This window comes from Streptomyces sp. NPDC024632 (genome assembly GCF_055559175.1).
In genome coordinates, this window is record NZ_JBVHLD010000002.1 from 260,473 (window position 1) to 273,653 (window position 13,181).

A 13,181-nucleotide genomic window follows, 5' to 3' on the forward strand; every position below is an offset into this window, starting at 1 on the left:
ATGGCTGCACAGCGGCCAGCGTTGGGGGGCTTGCTTGTGGACTTCGACATTGTCGTCCTGGGGCCGATGGAACTGTGCGTAGAGCAGCAGCAGGAAATGCGCGGAGCCGCCAAAGAACTGCAATTGCTCGCGGCGTTGGCAGTGGACGCGGGCAAGGCGATCTCGCTGGACAACCTCGCTCGTCGGCTGTGGGGTGATTCACCACCTGCCAAACCGCGCGCGTCCCTGCACTCGTACGCCACCCGTATCAGGCGAAAGCTCGGCGCCGAGCAATTGCAGCAGCAGGCGCACACGTACGCACTCCACGTCCCTCCGCACACCGTCGATTACCACCGGTTCCTGCGGCTGATCACCCAGGCCCGATCGCTGGCGTCCAGCGGGGACGACGCCGAAGCGCTGACTCTGCTGCGGAACGCGGACGCGATGTGGCGCGGAGTGCCCCTCACCGGATTCTCCAGCCTCTGGGCCGAGCAGGTCAGACGTCGGCTCACGGAACATCGGCTGTCAGCGACGCTGCTGCGCACAGCCATCGAATTGCGCCTGGGGCACTTCGGCTCTCTTGTAGTGGAACTCTCCGGCCTGGCCGAGCAGTACCCCACGGACGAGACGGTGGCGCAGCATTTCATGGCCGCGGCATACGGCAGCGGCCGACAGACCGATGCCTTGCGCGCGTTCGAATCCCTCCGGCGCCGATTGCGGCAGGTGGGAACACAGCCGGGTGAGGCGCTCTATCGGGCGTACCGCAGCATTCTCGACCAGGCGCCCGTGAGCGAACTGATCCCCGACGGCGGCCCGCCCGGCAGTTCGGCGCCCGCCCCGCACAATCTGCCGGCGCACAGCAGACTGCTCCTGGGCAGGACCGAGGAAATACGGGCGCTCCAGACCGCTGGCGCCGGCGTCATCGCCTTCCAGGCGATCTCGGGAATGGCCGGTGTGGGCAAGACGCTGCTCGCCCTGCACACCGCCCGCGAAGTGGCTCATCAGTACCCGGACGGTGTGGCCTACATCAATCTGAGAGCGCACGCCGGGCAGCACCCGCTCTCCCCCGAGGCCGCGCTCATCGCGCTGCTGCGAGACTTTGGCATTCCTCACAAGACCATGCCAAACGACTTGGCGGCCCTCATCACCTTGTGGCGTACCGTGCTGGGGAACCGGCGGGCCGTCGTCGTGCTGGACGACGCGGCGGACGCGGCCCAGATCCAGCCGCTGCTGCCCGGCGACTCACCATCGCTCGTCCTTATCACCAGTCGCCGCCGGGTTACCGGAATCCCGGGTGTGCACCACGTCTTCGTGGACGTTCTGTCGCCCGCGGATGCCGAGGCCCTCTTCACGACGCTGGCCGGCATCACACCCGCCGAGGCACCGACCGACGTCGCCGAACTCGTCCGCCTGTGCGGCTACTTACCCCTGGCATTGGAGCTGGCGGCGGGAAGGCTCAGATCCCGACCCACTTGGACCGTCGGCCGCCTGGTACGGAAGATGTCCCAAGGGCCCGGCAGACTGGCCGAGATCCGCGACGGTCAGTCGGAGCTCGCCACCGTCTTCGCCTTCTCGTACCACTCGCTCACCGCAGAGGAGCAGCGCGTCTTCCGGCTGCTGAGCCTGCACTTCACACGCGCCTTCGACCCGTATGCGACAGCCGTGCTCGTCGGACTTCCGCTGGACACCACGGAACGGATTCTCGAGTCCCTGCTGGACGCGCACCTGTTGCAGGAGCCCGCGGCGGACCGTTACGAATTCCACGATCTGATCGGCGCCTACGCACAGTCGCTTGCGCTCAACGATCCGCTAACCATGCGCGACGAGGCGCTGGACAGCTTGGCGTTGTTCTACGCGCGTGCAGTGGCTGCGGCCGACCTGCTGCTCCATCCGCGGCGGGCGCGGCTTGCCGACGGGGCGCCTTCATGCTCTTTCGACCTCCCCGACTGGCCCGACGCCCGCCAAGCGAAGAAGTGGCTTCTCGCCGAGACGGATGCGGTGGTTGGCGCCGCGTCCTATCTCCGCGAACACCGCCTGGACGAGCCCGCCGCTCAACTCGCCGACGCTGCTTCGGGGTTCTTGGAGACGGAAGGGTTGTGGAGAGAGGCCGAGACCGTACACACGCACGCGGCTCGGCATTGGCGCTCGACCGGCAACCAGTCCTCCGAGGCGCATGCGCTTCTCGCCCTCGCCACCGTCCATGCGCAGACAGGTCGTTATGAGATGGCGGAACGTGACAGCCAGCGCGCACTCGACGCGGCCAGGGCAGTATCCGAGGCCAACATCGAGGCGGAAGCGCTCAGCGCGCTGTGGTTGGTGTGCTGGAATCTGGGGCGTCTGGCGGATTCGTGCGCTTTCCAGCAGGAGTCGTTGGACATCCGTGTGCGGTCTGGGGATGAGTGGAACATCGCCAGGTCCCGCAACAATCTCGGTATTTCGCTACTGCAACTGGGTCAGCACGCAGAGGCGATGGAGTGCTTCAGCGCGGCGCTGAACGGCTTCATCCGCACGCGGGATCCTCGGGGTGAGGCACAAGCGCTCAACAATCTGGGCGATCTGCACCACCACATGGGGCAAGACGACCAGGCGCGACAAGCGTTCGACCGTGTCCTCGCTCTCACCACAGAATTCGGCAGCCGCACCGAGCAGGCCATTGCCCAGCTCAACCTCGGCAACACCCTCGACGCCCCTGAGGACTTGGCCAAGGCTCTGAGCCTCCACAGGCAGGCTCTGGCGGCATTTCGCCATGTAGGGGACCGGCGCAATGAGACCGTAGCTCTCATCGCCATCGGTTCCGACTTGTACGCCGGGGGACACTACGCGGAGGCCGCCGCTCATCATTCGGTCGCTCTCACCCTGGCACGTGACATAGGGGCGGCGCAGGAGGAAGTCCAGGCGCTGCGCGGGCTGGGAATGGCCGAACACCGCTCCGACCACCGCGATTCGGCCGTCGACCGTCTGACCGAGGCCCTGGCGATGGCCCGGCAGATCAGCTCGTCGGAGGAAGAAGCCCGCGCGCACGCCGCAATCGCTGACGTCCATTTCGAGGCGGGCCGCAGGAACGAGGCGCTGCAGCAGCTCCATTCTGCACACGCGATCTTTCAGGGGCTCAACGAACTGGAGGCCGCCAGGACCCAGGACCGGATCCGGCTCTGCGGCGAGGTCGGGACCAGTGACGGCCAACGGCCGTAACCCCGCTCCGCGGCTCTGAAGATGCTCGGACTCCACGTGCGTGGCTCGTCATGCGTCCGGAATGTCAGTGCGGCTTGATAGGGATGGGGCATGACTGAGCGTGTGACGATCCATGACGTCGCTCGAGCGCTGCCGTCGATCGCGGGGCTGCGGGATGTGTGCCGGGCGTTGGCCGCGTTGGAGATCGTGCGGTATCCGGGGGCGGGGGAGATTCAGGGGGACGGCCGGGGGGAACGGGAGCGGGATTTCGTACGGGGCTGGCGGACGGCCGCCGACGTGGGGGTGTGGCGGACGGGGAGCGGTGACGGATACGCGGTGGCGTTCACGTGTTACGGGGCGCTCGTGCTGGGCTTCGACCACGCGTCGCCGATGAGCCCGTACGCGTCGGGGCCGCCGCCGCGGAACTGGCCGGGGGTGTTGGACGCGGTGCCGCCGGTGTTCGCGCCCTATGTGGCGGAGCCGCCGGAGTTCCTGGCCGCCGAGGTGCCGCTGGTCACGGCCTGCGCGTGGCGTACGGCGGACGACGACCGGTGGCGTACCGGCGACGGCATCGTCTTCCCGGCCGCGGAGTCCGGGGTGCGGGGCCGACCGGACGGCGCGGCCTGGCTGTTCGCGCCGCTCACCGATCCCGATCCCGAGGCGTACGCGCGCGAGAGCGGGCTCGCGGCCGAGGCCGTGCGCGGGGTGTACGCGCTGCGGCCACTGGACCGCGAGACCGTCGCCGCCCTGAATCCGGCGGCTCCTTTCGAGGCGGTGGCCGGGGAGCTGGAGCGGATCGGCTACCCGGTCGCGCGCTGACGGGGGGGCGGGGACATGGCACGCAGGGGCGGGCGCAAGGCGCCGCCGTCGCCGTTGGCGCAGCGGGACGGCGTGGACCCGGTGCGGCTGCGGCTGCCCGGCGGGGGCGGGGAGCCGCCGACGGTGGCGGCGTATCTGCTGGAGCGGTACGCGGGAGCGGTGGGCGCGGAGCGCGTCGGGGCGATGCTGGCCGAGGGGCGTTTCGTGACCGCGGACGGCGGTCCGGTGACGGCGGGGACGGCGTACGAGGCGGGCGCGTACGTATGGTTCCACCGCGATGCGGCACCGGAGACGGCCGTGCCGTTCGAGGTGAGGGTGGTGTACCGCGACGAGCGGATCGTGGTGGCGGACAAGCCGCACTTCCTGGCGACGACCCCGCGCGGGCGGCACGTCACGGACACCGCCCTGGCGCGGCTGCGGCGCGACTGCGGGCTGCCCGAACTGTCGCCCGCGCACCGGCTCGACCGGCTGACGGCGGGCCTGGTGCTGTTCGTGGTCCGCCCCGGGGACCGGGGCGCGTACCAGACGCTCTTCCGGGACCGGCGGGTGCGCAAGGAGTACGAGGCGGTCGCCGCGTACGACCCGCGGGTCGAGCTGCCGAGGACGGTACGGAGCCGGATCGTGAAGGAGCGCGGGCGGATCGCGGCGTGGGAGGAGCCGGGGCCGCCGAACGCGGAGAGCCGGGTCGAACTGCTGGAGCGGCGCGGTGCGCGGGGCCGCTACCGGCTGCTGCCCGCGACGGGCCGTACCCACCAGTTGCGGCTGCACATGAGCGCGCTCGGCCTGCCGCTGCTGTACGACCCGGTGTATCCGCGGGTGCTGCCGGAGCCCGAATCGGAGGGCGGCCGGGAGGACTTTTCCCGGCCGCTGCAACTGCTCGCGCGGGCGCTGGAATTCACCGATCCGGTGACCGGACGGGCGCTGCGGTTCGACAGCGCGCGGGAGCTGGCGGCGTGGCGCGAGGCCCTGTGACCGGTCGGCCACGCTCCGGTGGGCTGGTTGCGGGGCCGCGGGGAAGTACGGGATGGTTGCTGGACGGCAACGGTCTTCTGGTCGCCGTACGCAACTGTCCCCTAGTCGATGAGGTGAGGGATTCGCTCAGCGGATCCTGAATGTGTGGTTGGTTCCGTCACGACGGCAGCCGGTGCGGACGCACCGGTGAGCGTTTCGAGGAGCGACACTCCGTACCCCCTGCTGGCGCCCTACCCGGTGCTCGTGGTCGAGGCCGACGGGAGGCTGATACTCGCGAACGAGGCGGCGGGGATTCTGCTGCCGGGGGCCGGGAAAGGGGTGGCGCTCGCGGATGTGGCGCCACCGTGGCTGTCGCGGGCACACGAAACGCTGCACGCGCCGACGGAGGAATCCCCGGGCCCGGACGGGGCCGCGACGGCTGACGTGGACGGGGACGTGGCCGCTCACGTGGACGGGGACGTGGCCGCGACCGCTGACGTCGACGTGGCCTGGGGCGCGGTCGGCGGGCGCACCTTCGAGGCGCATCCGACGGTGCTGGCCGACGGAAGCGCCGTGTGGTGGCTGGTCGAGGACACCGACCGGCGGCTGGCGCGCGAGGCGTTGCGCATGGAACGCGAGCGCACCGAATTCCTCAGCCGTTCGTCCAACCTGCTGCTCTCCTCGCTCAACCTGGACCGGTGCATGGACGTCACCGCGCAGATGGCCGCCGAGCACCTGGCCGACGCCGCCATGGTCATCGCCCCGTCGCGGGCGAACCGGCTGCCGGTGGTCTCCTGTGTGCGCGGCGGCAGCCCTTCGCAGTCGCACCTGGGCGTCGATCCGGACGAAGTGCCGGGGCTCGGCGAGGCGTTGCGCGGCTTCCCGCCGGTGCCCTCGCGCTGGCTCGACCCGGCGACGGCCCCCTCCTGGCTGGTGCCCGAGGGCTTCGGGCCGGTCGGTTCGATAGTGATCACCCCGCTGCCGGGGCACGGGGTGTCGGCGGGCGCCCTCGTCCTGCTGCGGCGCTCGGAGACCGACGCCTTCACCGAACGCGAAGAGGTCTTCGCCCGGCTGTTCGCCGCGCGCGCGGGCGCCGCCATGTCGGCGGCCCGGCTGTACGCGGAGCAGTCGGCGATCACCGACGTCCTGATGCGGGAACTGCTGCCGCCGTCGCTGCACCAGGTCGGCGGGGTGGACTTCGCCGGCGGCTACCGGCCCTCGCAGGACCACGAGCGGATCGGCGGGGACTTCTACGACGTGCACCCGTCGGTGACCGAGGGCGAGGCGTCGCTGGCGGTGCTGGGCGATGTGTGCGGCAAGGGCCTCGAGGCGGCCGTGCTGACCGGCAAGATCCGCAACACCCTGCACGCGCTGCTGCCCATGGCCGACGACCACCAGCGGATGCTCAGCCTGCTGAACACGGCGCTGCTGAACTCCCACCACACCCGCTTCGCGACGCTGATCCTTGCCTCCGCGCTCCGCGACGGGCACCAGGTGCGGCTGCGGCTGACCAGCGCGGGGCACCTCGCGCCGCTGATCGTGCGGGCCGACGGCGAGGTGGAGCAGGCCGACACCAAGGGCACCCTGGTCGGCGCGATCCCCGACGCCGTCTCCCGTACCGTCACGCTGTCCCTGGCGCCCGGCGAGACCTGCGTGCTGTACACGGACGGGATCACCGAGGCGCGCGGCGGCCCCCTGGGCGGTGCGCTGTTCGGCGAGAAGCGGCTGCGCCGCGTGCTGTCGGAGTGCGCGGGCATGCCCGCGGAAGGAATCGTGGAGCGGGTCCAGATGCTCGCCGCCGAATGGGTCGGCACGGGGCGTCACGACGACATGGCCGTCGTCGTGATCTCCGCGCCCCGGACGCACCACCTGAGTGCGGTGAACGGCCGTACTCGGGGCAGGTACACAGCGTGAGCACCGACACCGAGCCGACCGCACCCTCGTCGCACTCCGCGTCCTCGCCGCCCGCCCCGCCGTCCGGAGCCCGCTCCGGACCTGATCAGGGGCTCGGGCGGCGCGTGACGGAGCTGTGGGAGGCCGTCGCGCACGGCGACGAGCACGCGGCGGCCGGTGTGGTGCTCGGCGCGCTGGACACGGGGGTGGACGCGGAGAGCGTGCTGCTCGACGTCATCGCGCCCGTGCAGGGCAAGGTGGGCGAGGAGTGGGCGGCCAACCGGCTGAGCGTCGCCGAGGAGCACGCCGCCACCGCGATCAACGACCGGGCGGTGGCGGCGCTGTCCCTGCACCCGGCCGCCCGTACCGAACCCTGGCGGGGCAGGATCACGGTGGCCTGCGTCGAGGGCGAGTGGCACGCGCTGCCCGCCCGGATCCTGGCCGAGGTGCTGAAGCTGCGCGGCTGGCGCGTCGACTTCCTCGGCGCCCAGGTGCCCACCCCGCACCTCATCACCCACCTGCACCGCACCGCGTGCGACGCGGTGGCGCTCTCCAGTTCGCTGGCCACCCGGCTGCCGACCGCGCACGCCGCGATCACCGCCTGCCAGGCCGTCGGGGTGCCGGTCCTCGTCGGCGGCGCCGCCTTCGGCCCGGACGGCCGGCACGCGCGGCTGCTGGGCGCCGACGCCTGGGCCCCCGACGCGCGTACGGCCGCGGAGCGCCTCGCGCGCGGCCCGCTGCCGCGCCCGCAGCCCGAGCACCAGCCGATAGACGATCTGCCGCACCTGGCCGACCAGGAGTACACGATGGTCGCGCGCGCCCGTACGGCCCTGGTGCGGACCGTCTTCAGCGGGCTGGAGGCCGCCTTCCCCGCGATGCGCGCGTACAGCGAGCTCCAACGCGAGCACACCGCGCAAGACCTCGCGCACATCGTGGACTTCCTCACCATCGCCCTCTACACGGGCGACGAGGACCTCTTCGCGGACTTCCTCACCTGGACAGCGGGGATTCTCGCCGCCCGCGGCGTTCCCGCGCACAGCCTGCCGCCCGCGCTGCGGATCCTGTCCGACGAGCTGAAGGACTTCCCGCGCGCGGTCCGGATACTCCGGCTCGGCACCGACTGTCTGACCTCGTCCGCACTCACCACCGCCAGGACCACCGCATGACCACGATTCCCCCGAGCCATCTGCGGCTGACGGCCGTCGACACCCAGACGACCGTGCGGATCGAACTGCACGGCGACCTCGACTACGACAACGCCGACCGGCTGCTGGCCGTCGTCAGCGACAAGATCGCCGACAATCCGCACCTGGCGGACCTGCACCTGCACTGCGCCGGGCTCGGCAGCACGGACTCCAGCGGGCTCTCGGCGCTGCTGATGATCCGCCGCCGCACCGACGAGGCCGGTGTCCGGCTCCACCTGGACGACCGGTCCCCCGCGCTGGAGCGGCTGCTGACGATCACCGGCACGCTCGCCCATCTGACGGCGCTCCCCGCGACCGGGGCCGGTGCGGCGGAGCCGTCCGCCGCCGAGCAGGCCGCCCCTTCCACGGGCCAGGACCCGCGGGCCTGAGGGCCGCGCGGGCCGGGCACGCTGTGGCGGCTTTGCGGGAGGCTGTAAGGGCTTCGCGGGCTCTACGGGCCGTACGGGCTCAGGACGTCATCGAGGCCGCCGGGGTGAGCACGGCGAAGAACGCGCCCTCGGGGTCGGTCAGCAGGGCGAGGCGGCCGACGCCCGCCATGTCGGTGGGGGGCAGGAGGGCCGTGCCGCCGCCCTCGGTGGCCCTGGCGACGACGGCGTCGCAGTCGTCGACGCCGAAGTAGGGCTGCCAGTAGGCCGTACCGGTGGGGAGCAGGTCGGAGCCGAGCTGGAGGATGCCGCCGTGCGAGCCGTCCTGGCCGCCGCCGGAGCGGGACACCACGGTGTAGACGTCGGCGGACGCGTCGCCGGGCAGCGGCATGTCCTCGTAGTCCCAGGCCAGGACCGCGGCGTAGAAGTCCTTGGCGCGCTGGGCCCGCGGTGTGTACAGCTCCGTCCAGCACAGGCCCCAGGGGCCGACGTGGTCCAGGCCCTTGTTGGTGCCGGGCTGCCAGACGCCGAATTCGCCGCCGGTCGGGTCGGTGTAGGAGGCGAGGCGGCCCTGGTCGAAGACGTCCATCGGCGGCACCCGTACGGTGCCGCCGTTCTCCTCGACGGCCGCCGTGGTGGCGTCGGCGTCGGCGGTCTCGAAGTAGACCGTCCAGGCCGGGTGGGCGCCGGTGTCCTGGAGCGGGCCCAGCGCGGCGACCGTCGCGCCGTCCCGCACGAAGGTGCCGTACCCGCCGGACGCGGGGCCGCCCGGTTCGAATTCCCAGCCGAAGAGCGAGCCGTAGTACGCGGCGGCGGCCGTGGTGTCGCGGCTGCCCAGGTCGATCCAGTCGGGCGCGCCGGGCACGTAGTCGTTGGTGAGCATGGGTGCCTTCCTCCTGGAGCTGTCGTGCGGTGACCGGGCGGATCGGAGCCGTCCGGGCGGATCGGAGGCGTCGGGCGGATCAGGGGTGCCGGGCGGATCGCAGGCGCGGGGCGGATCGGGTGGGTGCCGGGCGGATCGGGTGGGTGCCGGGCTTTTTGTCCGATTGGGACGCAGTGTCCTCTCTCACACCCAGCATGGCAGCCGGTCCCGACAATCGCCGTTCGTGCGCAGGTCACCGCCTTGGCCGGTGAAACGGAAGGCGCCGGGCCGCATCGACACGGTCACGCGCGGTGTTTAACGGATTCGGGATTGTCAGTGCCGCCGTCTACTGTGGTTCACATGTACGGGGGAAGTCTCGATCAAGCGAACGCGGCCCTGCGCGCTTATGTGCAGGAGCACGGCGACCGGCCTTGGACGGCCGAAGAGCTCACGGAGCTGGCGCGGCTGCGCGCCGAGTGGACCGCCGCCGCGCGGGGTACCCAGATGCCGATACGCCCGGTCCAGGGCCCGGCCGTCGGCCCGGTGAGCGGCGCGGCGGTCGTCACCGCCGCGTAACGCTCACCGTCGGACACACGAGGCGCGACGCGCCACGAGCGGTCCGCGAACATTCCGCGAACAGCGAGCGGGCCCCGGCACATCAGTGATCCGGCTTCGGCCGTCAGACCCGCGCCAAGGCGTGCGGGTGGCGGAGCGTGTCCGCGCCGGGGGTGGGCTCCGACGGGTCGCCGCCGACCGTGATGATCCGGTTGCCGGCGTCCACATGGACGACGGCCGGGCGCAGCGCCCTGGCCTCGGCGTCCTCGACCTGCGCGTAGCTGATCAGGATGACCAGGTCTCCGGGGTGCACGAGGTGGGCGGCGGCGCCGTTGATGCCGATGACGCCGGAGCCGCGCTCGCCCTCGATGACATAGGTCTCCAGCCGGGCGCCGTTGGTGATGTCGACGATGTGGACGAGTTCGCCGGGCAGCAGGTCCGCGGCGTCCATCAGATCGGCGTCGACGGTCACGGAGCCCACATAGTGCAGATCCGCCTGGGTCACGGTGGCCCGGTGGATCTTCGACTTGAACATGGTGCGCAGCACGCTGCCGCCTCCTGGTGAAAGAGCTGGTCGCGTCCCTGCCACGGGTACGCGCCGACGTGTCCAGCCTAGGCGAGCGCCCGGCGCGCCGGGAGCGGCGGGGCGCCCGGAGTGCCGAAGATCTCAGCTTCGTAGAATACCCCTAGGGGGTATATGGTTGTTCCCGGCGGACGGAGAAGCACGTCCGCGCAAGCAGGCACGCACGCACGTATCGAGGAGAACACCATGAGCGAGGCCGTCTACTCCGTGTCCGGGATGAGCTGCGGTCACTGCGAGTCCGCGATCACCAAGGAGGTCACCGCGATTCCCGGTGTCACCTCCGTCAAGGCGGTCGCCTCGACCGGTCTGCTGACCGTCGCGTCCGAGCAGCCGGTGGACGACGAGTCGGTGCGCGCCGCCGTGGACGAGGCGGGTTACGAACTGGTCGGCCGCGCCTGACCGGCGCTTCGCGGCCTCCACGGCGGGGGCCGGGGGCAGGGGCCGGGCGGCAGGAAAGGTACGACGGGGACACGAGGGGAGCGGGAGTGGCCATGACCACGGCGGCGAAGGACGGCGGGACGGCGGCGGCCGAGCAGGCGGTCGAGCTGGAGATCGGCGGCATGACGTGCGCGTCCTGCGCCGCGCGGATCGAGAAGAAGCTCAACCGGATGGACGGCGTCAGCGCCACCGTCAACTACGCGACCGAGAAGGCCAAGGTGGCGTACGCCGAGGGAGTCGCGGTCGGCGATCTCATCGCGACCGTCGAGGCCACCGGGTACACCGCCGCGCTCCCCCCGCCCCCGCTCGCGCCCCCGGCCGACGCCGACGGGACCGCCGCCGGCCCGGTGCGCGACCCCGAATCGACCTCCCTGCGGGAGCGGTTGATCACCGCCGTCGTCCTCGCCGTGCCGGTCGTCGCGCTGTCGATGGTCCCGGCGCTCCAGTTCGACAACTGGCAGTGGCTGGCGCTGACGCTCGCCTCACCGGTCGTGGTCTACGCGGGCTGGCCCTTCCACCGCGCCGCCTGGACGAATCTGCGGCACGGCGCCGCCACCATGGACACCCTGGTGTCGGTCGGCACCCTCGCCGCGTACGGCTGGTCCCTGTGGGCGCTGTTCTTCGGCGACGCGGGCATGTCCGGCATGAAGGACTCCTTCGACCTCACCGTCTCGCGCGGCGGCGGCAGCGGCCACATCTATCTGGAGGCGGCGGCCGGGGTCACCGCGTTCATCCTGGCCGGGCGGTACTTCGAGGCCCGCGCCAAGCGGAAGGCGGGGGCGGCGCTGCGCGCGCTGCTCGAACTGGGCGCCAGGGACGTCGCGGTGCTCCGCGACGGGCGGGAAGTGCGCGTCCCCGTCGGCGAGTTGGCGGTCGGCGACCGCTTCGTCGTACGCCCCGGCGAGAAGATCGCCACCGACGGCGTCGTCCGCGACGGGGGCTCCGCCGTCGACGCGTCGATGCTCACCGGGGAGTCCGTACCGGTCGAGGTCGGACCCGGCTCGCGGGTCACCGGCGCCACCGTCAACGCGGGCGGGCGCATCGTCGTCGAGGCCGAGCGGATCGGCGCCGACACCCAACTCGCCCGTATGGCGCGGCTGGTGGAGGACGCGCAGAACGGCAAGGCCGCCGCGCAGCGGCTCGCCGACCGGATCTCGGCCGTCTTCGTGCCCGTGGTGATCGTGCTGGCGCTCGGCACGCTCGCCTTCTGGCTGCTGACCGGGGAGGGCGCGACCGCCGCCTTCACCGCGGCCGTCTCCGTCCTCATCATCGCCTGCCCGTGCGCGCTCGGGCTCGCCACGCCGACCGCGCTCATGGTCGGCACCGGGCGCGGCGCGCAGCTCGGCATCCTCATCAAGGGGCCCGAGGTGCTGGAGTCGACGCGGGCCGTCGACACGGTCGTGCTGGACAAGACCGGGACGGTCACGACCGGGTCGATGACGCTGACCGGGGTGCGTGTGTCGGGAGCCGAGGAGGCCGACGTCCTGCGGCTGGCGGGCGCGCTGGAGGACGCCTCCGAGCACCCGATCGCGCGGGCCGTCGCCGCCGGGGCGCGCGAGGCGGCCGGTGAACTGCCGCCGGTCACGGACTTCGAGAACGTCCCCGGCCTCGGTGTGCGCGGTGTCGTCGAGGGCCACGAGGTGCTGGTCGGCCGCGAGCGGCTGCTGAGCGGGCGCGGGCTCGTCCTGCCCGCCGACCTCGCCGAGGCCAAGGCGGCGGCCGAGGCGCACGGCGGCACGGCGGTCGTCGTGGGCTGGGACGGGCGGGCGCGGGCCGTGCTCGTCGTCGCCGACGCCGTCAAGCCGACGAGCGCGGAGGCCGTACGGCGGCTGCGGGCGCTCGGCCTGCGGCCGATGCTGCTCACCGGGGACAACGCGGCCGTCGCGGCGGCCGTCGCCGCCGAGGTCGGCATCGACGCGGCCGACGTCTTCGCGGACGTCCTCCCCGAGGACAAGGTCGCCGTCGTCCGGCGCCTCCAGGCCGAGGGGCGCAGCGTCGCCATGGTCGGCGACGGTGTGAACGACGCCGCCGCGCTCGCCCAGGCCGACCTCGGGCTCGCCATGGGCACCGGCACCGACGCCGCCATCGAGGCCGGGGACCTCACCCTGGTCCGCGGTGACCTGCGCGTGGCCGCCGACGCCATCCGCCTCGCGCGGCGCACGCTCGGCACCATCAAGTCCAATCTCTTCTGGGCCTTCGGCTACAACGTCGCCGCTCTGCCGCTGGCGGCGGCGGGGCTGCTCAACCCGATGATCGCGGGCGCGGCCATGGCCTTCTCCTCCGTCTTCGTCGTGGCCAACAGCCTGCGCCTGCGCGGCTTCCGGCCGCTGAGCCGGTAGTGACGGCGGGGCGTGTGAGCA

11 protein-coding genes are annotated in these 13,181 nt (G+C 72.1%); 9 read left to right on the plus strand and 2 right to left on the minus strand.

The window, feature by feature from the left end:
• Positions 1-36 precede the first annotated feature (36 nt).
• The 6 genes from ACZ37P_RS04485 to ACZ37P_RS04510 all read left to right on the plus strand — a co-directional run bounded on the left by ACZ37P_RS04485 (position 37) and on the right by ACZ37P_RS04510 (position 8,386).
• Positions 37-3,171 (plus strand): AfsR/SARP family transcriptional regulator, encoded by a 3,135-nt coding sequence (locus ACZ37P_RS04485; protein ID WP_401716350.1) that lies wholly within the window; start codon positions 37-39, stop codon positions 3,169-3,171.
• Positions 3,172-3,261: 90 nt separating this feature from the next.
• Positions 3,262-3,969, plus strand: a complete 708-nt coding sequence (locus ACZ37P_RS04490) for a hypothetical protein (RefSeq protein ID WP_401716353.1) — start codon at positions 3,262-3,264, stop codon at positions 3,967-3,969.
• A gap of 15 nt (positions 3,970-3,984) precedes the next feature.
• A complete protein-coding gene (locus tag ACZ37P_RS04495; RefSeq protein ID WP_467344834.1) occupies positions 3,985-4,941 on the plus strand; it encodes a pseudouridine synthase in 957 nt (318 codons plus the stop codon).
• Positions 4,942-5,208: 267 nt separating this feature from the next.
• Positions 5,209-6,834 carry a PP2C family protein-serine/threonine phosphatase gene (locus ACZ37P_RS04500; protein WP_467345224.1) on the plus strand — a complete coding sequence of 542 codons (1,626 nt, stop codon included), beginning with the start codon at positions 5,209-5,211 and terminating at the stop codon, positions 6,832-6,834.
• Positions 6,831-7,979: a cobalamin B12-binding domain-containing protein gene (locus ACZ37P_RS04505; RefSeq protein WP_467344836.1), complete on the plus strand. Its 1,149-nt coding sequence runs from the start codon at positions 6,831-6,833 to the stop codon at positions 7,977-7,979. The genes ACZ37P_RS04500 and ACZ37P_RS04505 overlap by 4 nt, the downstream gene beginning before the upstream one ends.
• Positions 7,976-8,386 (plus strand): STAS domain-containing protein, encoded by a 411-nt coding sequence (locus ACZ37P_RS04510; RefSeq protein ID WP_401310530.1) that lies wholly within the window; start codon positions 7,976-7,978, stop codon positions 8,384-8,386. The genes ACZ37P_RS04505 and ACZ37P_RS04510 overlap by 4 nt, the downstream gene beginning before the upstream one ends.
• Before the next feature lie 79 nt (positions 8,387-8,465).
• On the opposite strand, the gene ACZ37P_RS04515 is transcribed toward ACZ37P_RS04510, so the two are convergent.
• Positions 8,466-9,266: a VOC family protein gene (locus ACZ37P_RS04515; RefSeq protein WP_467344839.1), complete on the minus strand. Its 801-nt coding sequence runs from the start codon at positions 9,264-9,266 to the stop codon at positions 8,466-8,468.
• 339 nt (positions 9,267-9,605) lie between these two features.
• On the opposite strand from ACZ37P_RS04515, the gene ACZ37P_RS04520 reads away from it, so the two are divergent.
• On the plus strand, positions 9,606-9,821 hold the full coding sequence (locus ACZ37P_RS04520) for a hypothetical protein (protein ID WP_188279703.1): 216 nt from the start codon (positions 9,606-9,608) through the stop codon (positions 9,819-9,821).
• 103 nt (positions 9,822-9,924) lie between these two features.
• Here the strand turns inward: ACZ37P_RS04520 and panD are convergent, their stop codons facing one another.
• The gene (gene panD, locus ACZ37P_RS04525) at positions 9,925-10,347 is read right to left on the minus strand and encodes an aspartate 1-decarboxylase (protein ID WP_467344841.1); all 423 of its coding nucleotides are present in this window, start codon (positions 10,345-10,347) and stop codon (positions 9,925-9,927) included.
• Between the two features lie 222 nt (positions 10,348-10,569).
• On the opposite strand from panD, the gene ACZ37P_RS04530 reads away from it, so the two are divergent.
• Together ACZ37P_RS04530 and ACZ37P_RS04535 are read left to right on the plus strand one after the other, a co-directional pair.
• Complete coding sequence (locus ACZ37P_RS04530; RefSeq protein WP_188279701.1) at positions 10,570-10,782, plus strand: heavy-metal-associated domain-containing protein; 213 nt, start codon at positions 10,570-10,572, stop codon at positions 10,780-10,782.
• A 92-nt stretch (positions 10,783-10,874) separates the two neighbouring features.
• Positions 10,875-13,160, plus strand: a complete 2,286-nt coding sequence (locus ACZ37P_RS04535; protein WP_467344843.1) for a heavy metal translocating P-type ATPase — start codon at positions 10,875-10,877, stop codon at positions 13,158-13,160.
• The last annotated feature ends 21 nt before the right edge of the window (positions 13,161-13,181 follow it).